Genomic DNA, 13465 nt, shown 5'->3' with positions numbered 1-13465 from the left:
ACATGACGACCTACAGAGTGGGGCTGTTGGTGGACGGGACCGACCAGCCCGGCTGGATCCACGACATGGCTGAGTGGCTCGCGCGCAGCCAGGATTTCGATTTCTCGGCCTTGCTGGTATTGGAAAAGGCGACCACCGGTCCCGCGCCGCGCCTGAGCGCCAAGGCGCTGTTCGGCACCTTGTCGCGGCTCGAGTCGCGGCTGCTGCCCGTCCGGCAACGGCAAATGCTGACCTGCCACGACATGCGCGACGGCTTGCCGCCGTCAACGGCGTTGCTGACACTGCCGGCCGATCCCGACGACGGCGGACGCGATGACGGCGTGGCCGCGCTCGGCCTGGACCTGGTGATCATGCTGGGGGGCCTGCCATCGCTGCGCGCCCGCATGGCCGACTGGGCGCGGCTGGGGGTATGGCAGCTGAGCTATTCCGATATCGCCGTGTCCACCAGCCGCTATGCGGGATTCTGGGAGGTCTACCAGCGCGCGGACCACACCACGGTGAAACTGTGGCGCATGGGGGCCAGCGCCGAGGAGGACGCGTTGCTGGACCAGCGCAGCTTCAATACCGAAGTGTTCTGGCTCAAGAACCAGACCCGCGCCTTCAGCCTGGGCAACTTCATGATCTACGACGCCTTGCAGGCGTTGGCGCGGGCGCGGCCGGGCGCGGCGCTGCCCGGCATGCAGATCATGAGCGGCGAACGCCGCGACGATCCGGCCGAATGGGACAGCGCCGCCTACATCGCGCGCCAGGCCTGGTTAATGGGCGATTTGATTGTGCGGCGCGTCATGAAACGCAATGTGCGCTGGCGCATTGGTATGTTTCCCTCGACCCGGCAGCAGGCGGTGATTTCCGAAGCGATGGTATTGCAGCCACCGAAGGGCCGATTTTTCGCGGATCCCTTCGTATATACCAAGGACAAGAATCCATATATATTTTTCGAGGATTACGATTTCAATTCGCGGAAGGGCACGATTTCGGTCGCAACCTACTCGGACGGGGCTTTCCGGCTATTGGGGACGGCCTTGAACCTGCCCTACCATTTATCTTTTCCGTATGTTTTTGAATATGAAGGCGTGACCTACATGGTTCCGGAAACCTGCGGAAATCGCAGCATAGAATTATGGAAATGCACCGATTTTCCATTGAAATGGGAGTTGGACTTAACCCTGATGACGAATATTTCCGCCGTCGATACCATTATTTTCAAGCGCGGCGAATACTGGTGGCTGTTAACCAATATCGATCGCACGGACGGCCAGAGCCACTGCGACGAATTGTTCGCCTTTTTCGCCGACTCGCCGCGGTCCAGCCATTGGACGCCGCACGCCTGCAACCCCATCGTGCGCAACCCCATGCGGGCCCGCAACGCGGGAATCGTTGTCTCGCCTGGCGGAGAGGTGATCCGCTGCGCCCAGTACCAAGGCTTCTGCCACTACGGCAAGGGCGTCTCGCTGAACCGGATCGAAGAGCTGTCGCCGTCCACCTACGTCGAGACGGATGGCGAAATCCATTACGCCAGCTTTTTGAGAAAACGCCATGCTTCAATGCACCATTGGCACCACCAGGGCGGTCATACGGTATTCGACTTCGCCTATATGGAGTAAATGACGGCGTGATGGGCGAAAATAAAAGTGTTACCTATATTTCGATTGCGATGGCGATGTCCGGGCTTAATGTGTCAGCGGAAACATATCGACAAGCCTGCCGGCGAATTCCACCTCTTCCCGCCGTTCCCGCGGTCCGCGGCGATGGCGCCTGCCGGCGCCGCGCGCCGGCCTGAGCGCGGCGTCCCGGCGGGGCCTTTGCCCAGGCGGCACAGAGGGTGGGGCGCCGTGGCCTGCCCGGGAATCTCGGTAAAAACCCTAGCGGATGAAAGGATGATGGCGGTTCCTCATCCTGATTTACGAGGGTGATTAAGGCTAACGAATGATTTCTGTTTTTGTCGGATTATATCGCCTGCAAGCGTCTTGATTTTGCCAATTTCGAACCATAAGATGGGTTCATGCCATCCGTTATGTTGGCTACGAAAGTCTCCCAGCCCAAATGGCCCGGTGCAGCGTCATTAGATATTCCGGGATATTGCGGACCACCCCCGCGAGGGCTGGAAAAAAATAGTCTTCAGCACAGCGAAGATCCCTTCTAGGCCTGTTGAACAACCGGGAGGACACCATGGCCAAGATGGTCCTGATTGAAGCCCATCCGCTCTTGCGGCTGGGGTTATGGCAGATTCTGAGCAAGTTGGACGATGTGTGGGAAATCGAGGGGATGGGGTTGGCCGATGTTTCCAAGGCCAACGGCGCGCATGCGGGCGCCGATCTGTTGATCTACGGCCTGCCCGTGGACAGCGAGGAAGCCTGGAGCACCTTGCATGAAATCCAGCGCGAACTCAGCCCGAAGCGCATTCTGCTGTTGACCGATGTCATGCCGTTGCCGATGCCGGTGCAGGGCTTGCCCGGCGCCAGCGTCTACGGCTGCCTGATGAAAACGGCATCGGTGGAAATCCTGGAAGCGGCGATCCGCCTGGTCATGGCGGGCGGCCAGTGCTTTCCAAGCGAACAGGCCTTGCAGTCGCCTTCGCAGGCGGCGTGCGCCTTGCCGGCGCGCGATGTCGACGAGGGCGCCAAGGGCACCATGCCGGTCAGCGCCGGCGCCCAGCTGCTGCAGATCACGCCGCGCCAGTACGAAGTGCTGGTGCTGCTGGCACGGGGCTATCCGATCAAGACGGTCAGCCGCATGCTCAATATCTCGGTCGCAACGGCCAAGACGCATGCCTGCACGCTGTATCAGCGCCTGCACGTCAAGAACAAGGGCGAAGCCGTGTACGCGGCCCTGCAACGCGGCGCCACGCTGGAATGGCACGAGCCCAACGGCCGCGAAGTGGACGCGGGCCAGCTTTACGGGCGCAAGCTGGGATAGGGGCCTGGCGGGCCGGCCCCGCCATCCCGCCTAGGGCGTAGATCCTGCAGCATCGGCGGTCGCCGTGCCGCAGCATTCCTCCTCCAATCATCCTCCTGAACGAGATTCAGCGAACGTAGCCGCTGATAGCATGGGTCGTGTCCGCAAGCATGGATCGAAATGGCGAATCACAATGCCCGCCCTGACGATGCCGCGCGGCGGACGAGATTCCCGTGAGCCTGGCGACGTGCTGGAACCAGCGTCGCAGCCGTGCGCAGCCCGGCCATGGGAACCGTGTCTGGGCCCTGCGTCACAAGGTTCCCCCCGGGATGACAACCGTTCTAATCGAAGACTACGCTCTGCTTCGTGTCGCCATCCAGCATGTGCTGGAGCGGGTACGGAACGCCGAGGACATTCTGGCGATCTCGCCAGCCCATCTTGTGAACATGCCCGGTTCGATCAACCGGCCGGTGGAATTGCTGGTGATCGGCTGCAGCGGCGTGGCCGAACCCGACATCGGCCTGCTGTCGCAGGCCATGGCGCTGTTCATGCCGCGCCTGGTGCTGGCCCTGTACTCGGTGCTGGACCAGAGCATGATGGCGGCCTGCGCCCGCGCGGGAGTGGCCGGCTATCTGCCCAAGGCTTCCAGCCCCGACGCGCTGGCCGCCGCGGTCAGCCTGGTGCTGGCGGGAGGCGAGTGCTATCCGCAACCCACCGCGCGCCCGCTGGCGACCGCGCATGCGCCGCTGCAGGAACTGCGCGAGCTGACCCAGCGGCAGGAAGAGATCCTGCAATTGCTGGTGCAGGGCAAGACCATGCGCGAAATTGGCCAGCAGGTGGGGATTTCCGTGGCCACCGTGAAGAGCCACGCGCGCACGCTGTACTGGAAACTGAATGCGCGCAACCAGGCCGAAGCGGCCTACATCGCGGTACAGATGGGCCTGGTGCGCGGCAACGACGCGGCGGCGGGCAAGCGCGACGACACGCCGTAGCGGGCCGCGGCTTCAGCGGCCGGCGTCGCGGCGCGCGCCATCGGCCGCTTGCGGCGCGGGCGCCGCGCGGGGGCCGATGACCGCGGCGAATTCGCGTTCGGCGGCCGCCAGCACCGCGTCCACGTGCAGGTGATCGAGCGCATGGCGGCGGGCCGCGGCGCCCAGCGTTTCGCGGACCTGGGCATTGCCGGCCAGCTTGCGCACCGCCTCGGCCATGGCCACGGCGTCCTCCGGCGGCGTCACCAGGCCGCAGTGCGCCACCACCCCCGCCAGCTCGGTGCCGCGCGCCGCGCCGCATACCACCGGACGGCCGCTGGCCAGCATGCCGGTGAGCTTGGACGGCATCACCAGGTCCGCGGCGCCGGCGCGTTGCGGCAGCAGATGGATGTCGGCGGTGTTCAGCAGCGCCGCCAGGCGCTCGGCGGGTTGCAGGTCCAGGAAGCGCACCCGCGCCAGTCCCTGGCACTGCGCCTGCAGCGGCGCCCGCGCCGGGCCCTGGCCGCAGAAGACGAACCAGAGGCGTTCGTCGCCTTCCAGCAGGCGGGCCACCTGCGCCAAGGTCTCCAGGCCCTGCTTGCCACCCATGTTGCCGGAATACAGCGCCACCACCGCATCGGCCGGGATGCCGAGTTCGGCGCGCAGGTCGCCGGCGCGGTCCGGCGCGATGGCGTGGACATCGATCCAGTTGGGCAGCAGCACCGCCTTGTCCGGTTCGACGCCCTTGTACAAGGCAAGGTCGAGCATGCGCCCCGAAATGGTCGACACGCGATCGAAGCGCCGCATCAGCCAACGTTCCGCGCGCCGCGCGGCGGCGCGCAGCCAGGCGCCCTTGAGCAGCCCCAGGTCGAAGGCGGCGTCGACCTCGTAGTCCTGGATGTGCAGCCAGGCGCGCGCCCCGCACAGGCGCGCGGCGAGCCAGGCGGCCGGCGCGCAGAACAGGGCCGGCTCGACCACCAGGATCAGGTCGGGCCGGCCGGCGGCCGCGCGCAACAGCGACGGCAGGCTGGAAAGGGCGAAGCTGGCCAGGTGCAGCAGGCGTTTGGCGCCGCCGGGCCGGGCCGGCACCCACAGGGGCGCGCGCCTGACCGTGACGCCGGCGCGGGTTTCCTTGCGGTAGCGGCCCGCGCGGTAGCCGTCATGCACGCGCCATTGCGGATAGTAGGGCGGCGCCGTGACCACGCTGACGTCATGGCCGCGGGCCGCCAGCCACTCGGCCAGTTCGGCGCTGTATTTGCCGATGCCGGTCAGCTCCGGCGCGTAGTTGATGCCGTACAGGAGGATCTTCATGCCGGCGGCGCCACGCGCGGTTTGACGGGGCGGCAGGGGTTGCCCAGGCACACCATGGCGGGCGGCAGGCTGCGGAATACCGAGCTGCGCGCGCCCACCACCGCCTCGCGGCCCACCGTGACGCCCGGGCCGACGAACACGTCGGTCGCGACCCAGGCGCCGTCCTCGATGCGCACGGCGCGCTCGCGCAGCGGAAAATCCGGTTGCGCCGCGTCGTGGTCGGCCGCGCACAGGTAGCTGCGTTGCGAGACCACCGCGTGCGCGCCGACGTGGATGGGGCCCAGGCTGTAGAGCACCGCGTCGTCGCCGATCCAGGCGTAGTCGCCGATGTCCACTTTCCAGGGATAGGTCACGGTGGCGCTGGGCCGTATCAGCACCTTGCGGCCGATCTGCGCGCCGAAGCAGCGCAGCAGCCAGCGCCGGAAGCCATAGGCGACCTGCGGCGACCAGCGGAACAGCGTGCCCTGCACCAGCCACCACAGTTGCACCGTGAGCGCGGACCGGCCGCGCTGGCCGGGCGCCAGGGAGAACCGGTCGAGCCGCTGCAGCGCGCTCATTTGGCGGCTCCGGGCAGGGCGTCGCCTTGCGAGTCTGCGGCGGCGGCGCGCCGCGCCTGCTGGATTTCCTCGGTCTTGATGCGGATCTGCCAGTAGTACATGGCGCGCGCCACGGCGTAGTCGAAACCGGCGCGGCCATCGAGAAAGCCCAGGCGCAGCAGGTAGGAATGCAGGAACGACACCGGCGCCTTGAACGGCATGGCCTGGAACAGGCGCTTGAGCAGCGCCCGCGCGCCCACGTTGGCCTCGCGCGGATCGTTCATCAGGCCCTTTGTCCGCAGATTGGCTTCCCAGTCAGAGTAGCGGTTGTGCTTGTCGAAGTAGTGGTAGAGCGAATCATGGTCGTTGTGCACCATGCGCGCCCGCAGCGCGAAGGTCTCGCCTTGCACCTGGGGCTGGTAGTGGCCCTCGACCTCCCACATGTGGGCCACGTCCAGGTCGTCGTAGTCCAGGAAGCGCGAGCGCTCGCGCGCCAGCAGCGCCAGCTTGTAGACGCGATGGCCGTGGCGCAGCTTGCGGCCGCAGAAGACGTAGTCGAACGGCACGAAGGCGCCGCCGGCGCCGGCCGCAAAGCGCGGCAGCGTGGCGCGGATCTCCGCGGCCAGTTCGGGCGTCATCTCTTCGTCGGCGTCCACGTACAGCACCACCGGATGCGTGAAGGGCAGCTGTTCCAGGCACCATTGCTTTTTCTTGGGGTACTTGCCGTTCCACTGGAAATGGCTGATCCTGGCGCCCAGCGCGGTGGCCAGGGCGCAGGTGGCGTCGGTGCTGTCGGAGTCGACCACGAAGACTTCGTCGAAGTCGGCCAGCGCCTTCAGGCACTTGACGATGTTGCGTTCTTCGTTCTTGGTCATGACGACCACGGATACCGGTATCTTGGACATGATGCTTTCCTGTTCAGGACGCGCCGCGCTGCATCAGCGGCTGGAACAGCTCGATGACGTCGCGGCAATGCCGTTCTAGTGAAAAGGCGTCGGCGCGGCCGGGGCCGTCGGCCGCCAGCCTGGCGCGCATGTCGCCGTCGTAAGCCAGGCGGCGCACCGCCGCGGCCAGGGCCGCCGCGTCGCCCACCGGCACCAGCAGCCCGTAGCGGCCGGCATCGAGGATCTCGGCCGGCCCGTGCGGACAATCTGTGGAAATGACCGGAATGCCCAGGCACAGGGCCTCCACCAGCACATTGCCGAAACTTTCGCGCACCGAGGTCAGGGCGAAGGCGCCGGCGCCGGCGATCACCGGAAACGGGTTGTCGATGTGGCCGGCCAGGGTCACCCGGCTGCGCGAGGGGCGCGCGTCGATGCGCCGTTGCAGGGCGGCATGTTCCGAGCCTTCGCCCAGGATGGTGAAGCGGATGCCGGGATCGTCCAGCAACGCGGCCGCGTCGATCAGGGTGGCGTAGTCCTTGACCGCCTCCAGCCGACCGACCGCGACGACGTGATACGGCGCCGCGTCGGATGCCGGAGCCGGCCGCGCCGCGCCCTGCTCGCGCACGTCGTCCAGCGGCACGCCGTTGTAGATGGTGCGCACCTTGCCGCGCAGCGGCGGGAACATGCTGACCAGGTCTTCCTTGACCCCGCGCGAAACGCCGACGACGGCGTCATGGCGGCGATAGGTCTGGCTCACCAGAAAGCACTTCAGGCGCCGCATGCGCGAGGCGCCATAGTGGATCGCCGGGCTGCTGTGCTCGAAGGCGACGGTGGCGAAGTTGCCGCGCAGGATCTTCCTGGCCAGCACCACCAGCATGTTGCACAGCAGGCCGTGCGAGCAGACGATGGCCGGCCGCTCGCGGCGGATCTGCGCCAGCAGCCGCGCAAACGCCAGCGGCAGCATCAGCCGCAGCGAGGCGGGCGACTCCACCACGGGCAGCGCCCGCGTCACGCGCGGGTTGGCGACCGGATATTCGCGGTTGCGCGAGCGCAGCAGGAACAGCGAGGCGTCGACGCCGCGTTCGGGCAAGGCGTCGGCGATGAAGGCGACGCATCTTCCGACGCCGCCGTGCAGGTCGGGCGCGACAAACAGGACATCAGGCATGGGGCATTACTCGCGGTGGAGCCCGGCGCGCGGCGACCGGGCGTTGGCTGGAGGCCGCGGCCGCGGGCCGGGGCACGGGCAGCGCCCGGGCATTGCGTATCAGCGACAGGCAGTAGCACAGCAGAAAGCCGGTAAAGGCGGTCTTGGGCGCGTAGGCCAGGCCGCCGGAGAGCGAGTCGACGAAGATATAGATCGGCGCGGTGGCCAGCAGGTAGCGGCGATGCAGCTCCAGCCCCGGGTGCGCGTAGCGCCGGAACAGCGAAAGCAGCAGGATCAGCAGCGGCGGCAGCATGATCATCACGGTGCCGACGATGCCGAACTTCATCAGGTAGAAGGCCCAGGAGTTGTGCGCGAACGTGCTGAGTTCGAAGCCGTTCTCGCCCATCACCCAGCTGCGAAAGCCGGCGCCCTTGCCGAACACGGGGCTCTCGGCGAAGGAATCCATCTGGCCCTGCATTTCCTGGATGCGGGCGCCGTAGCTGGAGTCCTCGTCCAGGCGCTCGACGCTGAAGACGCGGTTGGTCAGTACGTCCAGGTAGCCGATGCTGGCGAACACCAGGATGCCGGCGACCGCCGCCGGGGCGAAGATCAGCACCACCCGGCGGCGCACCTCGGAACCCGAGGCCAGCATCACCGCCATCAGCACCGCCACCATCAGCTGCAGGTATTGGCTGCGGTTCAGCGAGAACACCAGCGCCAGCAGCATGTAGACGGTGAGCGCATAGGCCTTGGGCCCGGACACGTTGAGGGTCTTGCGGAAGTACAGCAGCGACACCACGCCGAACGGAATCGCCCATACCCCCAGCCGGACGTTGCGCAACGGGTTGGCGACGCTGAAGCCCTGCAACTGTTCCAGCAGCATCAGGGTGGCGACCGCCAGGCAGGCCGCCACGATGTACTTCTGCAACACGGCGTAGGCGGCGGGCCCGTCGATGTCCTTGTAGCAAAGGAACGGCGTGCACAGGAAATAGAACACGATGCGCAGGTCGCGCGCGACGTCGCCGGTCTCGATGCCCGGATGGTGCAGCGACACCAGCACCAGGTAGATCACCGACAGCACCTGCAGGCCCAGCAGCATGCCGAGCGCGCCGCGCGGCAGGGCATAGGCGGCGGGGTCCGCCAGCCGCAGCGCCTTGACCACCAGGATGGCCACGAACAGCAGGTCGAAGGGCGACAGCTTGAAACTGCCCACGCCCAGGATGAAATGGTCGTCGTTCAGCGCCAGCGCGGTGAACGCGAACAGGCCCAGCAGGTGCAGCGTGGAAAGGCGGCGGTGCGGATGCATGACGGCTCCATGGCGGGGAAGGGGCTGGGTCGGGGATGTCGCGGGCTTGGGCGAGGCTCCTTTCAGTGCCAACGGGCCCTAGTGCGCGGCCCAGTCGTCGCGCCCGAACAGCTTGATCGCCAGTTTCTCCACCAGGTAGGACAGGTCGCCCTGGCGCGCATGCGCCGCCACCTGCGAGGCGCGGCACGACAGGCCGTACAGCTTGCCCATGCCCGGCTCGGTGCGGCGGATGCGGTCGACGATCTGTTCGCGTTCCTCCAGCAGCACGTCCTGCATCAGCGCGGTCTTGGTCTCGTCGTGGGCGGTGTAGACGCCCATGGCGTCGGGCACGATCAGGTTCCTGCCTTCGCGCAGCAGCCGGCTCCACAATTCCAGGTCCATGCAGTAGCGCATGCTCTCCTGCAGCAGGCCGTGCTTGCGCAGCAGGTCGCGGCGGAAGATGGCCGACTGGTTCGGGATCGAGGCCTTGACCACGGTCAGCGTGCCGCGGTTGACCGGGGTGTAGTGGATCTTGCGGAAGATGCGGTTGTCGGCATCGGCCACGAACAGGTTGCCGCTGACGATCGGCGCCCGGCCGCGGGCCGCCGCCGCGCCCAGCTTGCGCAGCGCGCCGGGATAGTACAGGTCGTCGGAGTTCTGCCAGCCGACGTAGTCGCCGGTGGCGCGCTCGAAGCCCTTGTTGATGGCATGCGATTGGCCGCGGTCCGGCATGCTTTCCCAATAGGTCAGGTGGCGTTCGTACTTGCGGATGATGTCGACGCTGCCATCGGTCGAGCCGCCGTCGATGATGATGTACTCCAGCCGCGGATAGCCCTGGTTCAGCACCGAGATGATGGTCCGCTCCAGGAAGCGGGCCTGGTTGTACGAGGGGGTCACGATGGTCAGCTTGGGCAGCAGGCCAGCGGCAATGGGGGCGGGCGGGCGCAACTCGCGCACGAAATCGATGAGCTGGCGCGAGTATTCGGTGTGACGCTTGCGCATATATGACCTCAACATGGTGGCTACCGGGTGGCCGCAGGCAGGGCGCCGGGGTAGTCTGGCCGGGATTGACGGATGGCGAGCGCCACGCCGGCCAGCGTGATCGCCGCGTAGGCCATGCGGCCCCAGGCCGCGGCATGCTCGCCCGCCGCCTGCACCAGGGCGGCCATGATGCACAGCATGGCCAGGCCGCCCAGGCCATTGAGAATCGCCACGGCGCGGGAGTTCCCCAGCCCGAGCAGCGAAAAATGGGCCGCGGCGTTCAGTGACAGCAGCCCCGAGGCCGCGATCAGCAGCCGGAAGGTGCCCAGGTGTCCGTCGGCCAGGGCGTGGCCCAGCAGCAGGTCCAGCAGGGGCCGGCTGACCGCCAGCACCGCGACCGTGGCGCCGGCCGACAGCGCCAGGTTCCACAGCATCAGGCGGCGGATTTCCTCTTCGGCCGCGCCCGGATGCGGCGGCGCGGCGGACAGGCGGCTGACGCGCGGCATGGCTTTCTGGAAAATCGCCACGGACGCCGTGTGGATCATCTGGCCGACCTGCACGCCGACGGTGTAGATGGCCAGCGCGGCGGGTCCCATCAGGCTGCCCACCAGCACCCGGTCGACGGAGCCGAAGGCCAGCGCGCTCAGGCTGTTGAGCCAGGACCAGCGCGAGAAGCGGAAGGCGTCCAGCATCGCGCCGCGGTCGCGCACCGGCCGCACCAGCACGTGGCCATAGCGGCGCGCGAACACCCGCATCTTGACCGACCCGGCCAGCAGCAGGCCGGCGGCCTGGGCCAGGCCGGTCCAGGTGGGCGAGGCGGTGAGCCAGGCGGCGACGCAGGCCAGTCCCATGGTGCCGCTGCGGCTGAAGACTTCGCACAGCGCGGTGGCGCGGAAATCCTCGCGGCCCTTCAGGCAGCCGGACATCAACTGGTCGTACTGCTGGGTCAGGTAGACCGCCAGCGCCGGCATCGCCAGCAGCGTCACCGCCACGCCGCCGAAGGTGGCGGCGGGCCAGCCCCAGCGCACCGCCAGCCACAGCAATGCCGCCGCCAGCGTTACCACGCCGAGCGCGCAGCCGATCAGCGACATGGCCACGCCGGCCGCGCGGTAGGCGCCGCCCGGCTCGTGCATGCGTTCGGACACCAGCTTGGTGGCGGTGACGGCGGCGCCCAGGTTGGCGGCATTGCCGAAGCCGGCCAGCGCGATGATCATCGAGTACTGGCCGAAACCCACCGTGCCCAGCTGGCGGAACAGGATGGGCAGCGCCACCAGCGCCGCGACCGGGCCGATGCCGTATTCCACCAGCCCCCAGAACGAGGCATTGCCGGCGACGTGCTTCCTGATGAGTCGGTACATCGGAATGCCTGTTCTCGATAGGCGTGGCCTCAGGCCACGGGCAGCGGTTGGCGCGCCTGCTCGCGCAGGAAATGGCCGTAGGCCAGCGTCACGCCATGAGTCAGCGATATCTCCGGCTTCCAGCCCAGCGCGCGCACCCGCGACGAATCCATCAGCTTGCGCGGCGTGCCGTCGGGCTTGCTGGCGTCGTAGTCCACGCGGCCCTGGTAGCCCACTACCTGCGCCACCACCCGGGCCAGTTCGGCGATCGACAGGTCCTCGCCGGCGCCGATGTTGTAGATGCCCTCGGCGGCGGGCGTTTCCATCAGCATCACGCAGGCCCGCGCCAGGTCGTCCACGTACAGGAACTCGCGCAGCGGCTTGCCGCTGCCCCACAGGGTGACGCTGTCCTGGCCGGCCTCGCGGCCTTCATGGAACTTGCGGATCAGGGCCGGCAGCACATGGCTGCTGTGCAGGTCGTAGTTGTCGTGCGGCCCGTACAGATTGGTCGGCATGGCGCAGATGAAGCGCGCGCCATATTGCCGCTGGTAGGCTTCGCACAGCTTCAATCCGGCGATCTTGGCGATGGCGTAGGGCTCGTTGGTGGCTTCCAGGGGCCCGGTCAGCAGCGCGTCCTCGCGGATCGGCTGCGGCGCCTCGCGCGGATAGATGCAGGACGAACCCAGGAACAGCAGCTTGCGCACGCCGGCCGCGTAGGCGGCGCGGATCACGTTGCACTGGATCATCAGGTTGCGGTACAGGAAATCCACCGGATGGTTCTGGTTGGCCAGGATGCCGCCGACCTTGGCGGCGGCCAGGTACACCACGTCGACCGGCGTGGTCGAGAAGAAGCGGTGCACCTGGTTCTGGTTTTCCAGGTCCAGTTCGCTGTGGCTGCGCGTGATGATGTCGCGGTAGCCGCGCTCCTGCAGTTCGCGCACCAGGGCGGCGCCCACCATGCCGCGATGGCCCGCCACGAACACGCGTTGGTCCAGGTTGCTCATGGCGGACTACTCCTTGTAGGCGTAGATTTCGTAGCCGTTCTGTTCCACCAGCGCATCGCGCCGGGCGTCCTTCAGGTCGCTTTCCACCATTTCCTTGACCAGCTGGGCGAAACTGGTGCGCGGCGACCAGCCGAGCTTTTCGCGCGCCTTGGTCGGATCGCCCAGCAGGGTCTCGACCTCGGTGGGGCGGAAGTAGCGCGGGTCGACCCGCACAATGACCTGGCCCGGCTTGATGTCGTGCACCGGGCTGAACAGCACCGTGGCGGTTTCCTCCAGCCCTTCGCCCTCCCACGCCAGCAGGATGCCCAGCTCGCGCGCTGCCGTATTGATGAATTCACGCACGCTGTATTGCATGCCGGTGGCGATGACGTAGTCCTCCGGCGTGTCCTGTTGCAGCATCAGCCACTGCATTTCGACGTAGTCGCGCGCATGGCCCCAGTCGCGCAGCGCCGACAGGTTGCCCAGGTACAGGCATTCCTGCAGGCCGAGCACGATACGCGCCAGGCCTCGGGTGATCTTGCGCGTCACGAAGGTTTCGCCGCGCTTGGGCGATTCGTGGTTGAACAGGATGCCGTTGCAGGCATACATGCCGTAGGCCTCGCGGTAGTTCACGCTGATCCAGTAGGCGTACAGCTTGGCGGCGGCGTAGGGGCTGCGCGGATAGAACGGCGTGGTTTCCTTCTGCGGGGTTTCCTGGACCAGGCCGTACAGCTCCGAGGTCGAGGCCTGGTAGAAGCGCGCCTTGTCCTCCAGCTTGAGGATGCGGATGGCTTCCAGCAGGCGCAGGGTGCCCAGGCCGTCGGCGTTGGCGGTGTACTCCGGCTCTTCGAACGACACCCCGACGTGGCTCTGCGCCGCCAGGTTGTAGATCTCGTCGGGCTGGACCGATTGCACGATGCGGATGAGGCTGCACGAGTCCGTCATGTCGCCGTGGTGCAGCACGAAGTTGCGCGGCTGGTCATGCGGATCCTGGTACAGATGGTCGATGCGCGCGGTGTTGAACAGCGATGCGCGCCGCTTGATGCCGTGGACTTCATAGCCCTTGGCCAGCAGGAACTCGGCCAGGTAAGCGCCGTCCTGGCCGGTGACGCCGGTAATCAGTGCCCGTTTTGGCATGGTT

General features: G+C 67.1%; 12 protein-coding genes. 3 read left to right on the top strand and 9 right to left on the bottom strand.

The genetic code is table 11. The features are described from left to right. Positions 1-2 precede the first annotated feature (2 nt). From AC6CR5_RS11945 to AC6CR5_RS11935, 3 genes are all read left to right on the top strand, one after another. The gene (locus AC6CR5_RS11945) at positions 3-1604 is read left to right on the top strand and encodes a glucosamine inositolphosphorylceramide transferase family protein (protein WP_498085661.1); all 1602 of its coding nucleotides are present in this window, start codon (positions 3-5) and stop codon (positions 1602-1604) included. 565 nt (positions 1605-2169) lie between these two features. Continuing rightward, a complete protein-coding gene (locus AC6CR5_RS11940) occupies positions 2170-2916 on the top strand; it encodes a response regulator transcription factor (RefSeq protein WP_026384896.1) in 747 nt (248 codons plus the stop codon). Positions 2917-3224: 308 nt separating this feature from the next. Continuing rightward, entirely contained in the window at positions 3225-3887 is a 663-nt protein-coding gene (locus AC6CR5_RS11935; RefSeq protein ID WP_498085660.1) for a response regulator transcription factor, read from the top strand. Positions 3888-3899: 12 nt separating this feature from the next. On the opposite strand, the gene AC6CR5_RS11930 is transcribed toward AC6CR5_RS11935, so the two are convergent. The 9 genes from AC6CR5_RS11930 to gmd form a co-directional block, all read right to left on the bottom strand. After that, positions 3900-5174, bottom strand: a complete 1275-nt coding sequence (locus AC6CR5_RS11930) for a glycosyltransferase WbuB (RefSeq protein WP_498085659.1) — start codon at positions 5172-5174, stop codon at positions 3900-3902. Further along, on the bottom strand, positions 5171-5731 hold the full coding sequence (locus AC6CR5_RS11925) for a putative colanic acid biosynthesis acetyltransferase (protein ID WP_006387734.1): 561 nt from the start codon (positions 5729-5731) through the stop codon (positions 5171-5173). The genes AC6CR5_RS11930 and AC6CR5_RS11925 overlap by 4 nt, the downstream gene beginning before the upstream one ends. Continuing rightward, on the bottom strand, positions 5728-6615 hold the full coding sequence (locus AC6CR5_RS11920; RefSeq protein WP_006387735.1) for a glycosyltransferase family 2 protein: 888 nt from the start codon (positions 6613-6615) through the stop codon (positions 5728-5730). Before AC6CR5_RS11920 ends, AC6CR5_RS11925 begins: the two co-directional genes overlap by 4 nt. Positions 6616-6628: 13 nt before the next feature. Continuing rightward, positions 6629-7759 (bottom strand): glycosyltransferase, encoded by a 1131-nt coding sequence (locus tag AC6CR5_RS11915; protein WP_054440011.1) that lies wholly within the window; start codon positions 7757-7759, stop codon positions 6629-6631. After that, positions 7752-9044: an O-antigen ligase family protein gene (locus AC6CR5_RS11910; RefSeq protein WP_020928831.1), complete on the bottom strand. Its 1293-nt coding sequence runs from the start codon at positions 9042-9044 to the stop codon at positions 7752-7754. The genes AC6CR5_RS11915 and AC6CR5_RS11910 overlap by 8 nt, the downstream gene beginning before the upstream one ends. 78 nt (positions 9045-9122) lie before the next feature. Then, a complete protein-coding gene (locus AC6CR5_RS11905) occupies positions 9123-10025 on the bottom strand; it encodes a glycosyltransferase family 2 protein (protein ID WP_006387738.1) in 903 nt (300 codons plus the stop codon). A 20-nt stretch (positions 10026-10045) separates the two neighbouring features. Then, positions 10046-11362, bottom strand: coding sequence for a lipopolysaccharide biosynthesis protein (locus AC6CR5_RS11900; RefSeq protein WP_006387739.1), 1317 nt, complete (start codon positions 11360-11362; stop codon positions 10046-10048). 29 nt (positions 11363-11391) lie between these two features. Continuing rightward, positions 11392-12345, bottom strand: coding sequence for a GDP-L-fucose synthase family protein (locus AC6CR5_RS11895; protein WP_020928830.1), 954 nt, complete (start codon positions 12343-12345; stop codon positions 11392-11394). 6 nt (positions 12346-12351) lie between these two features. Continuing rightward, the gene (gene gmd / locus AC6CR5_RS11890) at positions 12352-13461 is read right to left on the bottom strand and encodes a GDP-mannose 4,6-dehydratase (RefSeq protein ID WP_006387741.1); all 1110 of its coding nucleotides are present in this window, start codon (positions 13459-13461) and stop codon (positions 12352-12354) included. Positions 13462-13465: the final 4 nt, after the last annotated feature.

The organism is Achromobacter sp. EG18, from assembly GCF_059759395.1.
The sequence above is the reverse complement of the archived record's forward strand: the minus strand, read 5'-3'. Positions and strand labels throughout refer to the sequence as shown.

Excerpts from the sequence above, each read along its gene's own strand:
- AC6CR5_RS11945 (WP_498085661.1), top strand. The coding sequence starts at position 3 with ATGACGACCTACAGAGTGGGGCTGTTGGTGGACGGGACCGACCAGCCC.
- AC6CR5_RS11940 (WP_026384896.1), top strand. The coding sequence starts at position 2,170 with ATGGCCAAGATGGTCCTGATTGAAGCCCATCCGCTCTTGCGGCTGGGG.
- AC6CR5_RS11935 (WP_498085660.1), top strand. The coding sequence starts at position 3,225 with ATGACAACCGTTCTAATCGAAGACTACGCTCTGCTTCGTGTCGCCATC.
- AC6CR5_RS11930 (WP_498085659.1), bottom strand. The coding sequence starts at position 5,174 with ATGAAGATCCTCCTGTACGGCATCAACTACGCGCCGGAGCTGACCGGC.
- AC6CR5_RS11925 (WP_006387734.1), bottom strand. The coding sequence starts at position 5,731 with ATGAGCGCGCTGCAGCGGCTCGACCGGTTCTCCCTGGCGCCCGGCCAG.
- AC6CR5_RS11920 (WP_006387735.1), bottom strand. The coding sequence starts at position 6,615 with ATGTCCAAGATACCGGTATCCGTGGTCGTCATGACCAAGAACGAAGAA.
- AC6CR5_RS11915 (WP_054440011.1), bottom strand. The coding sequence starts at position 7,759 with ATGCCTGATGTCCTGTTTGTCGCGCCCGACCTGCACGGCGGCGTCGGA.
- AC6CR5_RS11910 (WP_020928831.1), bottom strand. The coding sequence starts at position 9,044 with ATGCATCCGCACCGCCGCCTTTCCACGCTGCACCTGCTGGGCCTGTTC.
- AC6CR5_RS11905 (WP_006387738.1), bottom strand. The coding sequence starts at position 10,025 with ATGCGCAAGCGTCACACCGAATACTCGCGCCAGCTCATCGATTTCGTG.
- AC6CR5_RS11900 (WP_006387739.1), bottom strand. The coding sequence starts at position 11,362 with ATGTACCGACTCATCAGGAAGCACGTCGCCGGCAATGCCTCGTTCTGG.
- AC6CR5_RS11895 (WP_020928830.1), bottom strand. The coding sequence starts at position 12,345 with ATGAGCAACCTGGACCAACGCGTGTTCGTGGCGGGCCATCGCGGCATG.
- gmd (WP_006387741.1), bottom strand. The coding sequence starts at position 13,461 with ATGCCAAAACGGGCACTGATTACCGGCGTCACCGGCCAGGACGGCGCT.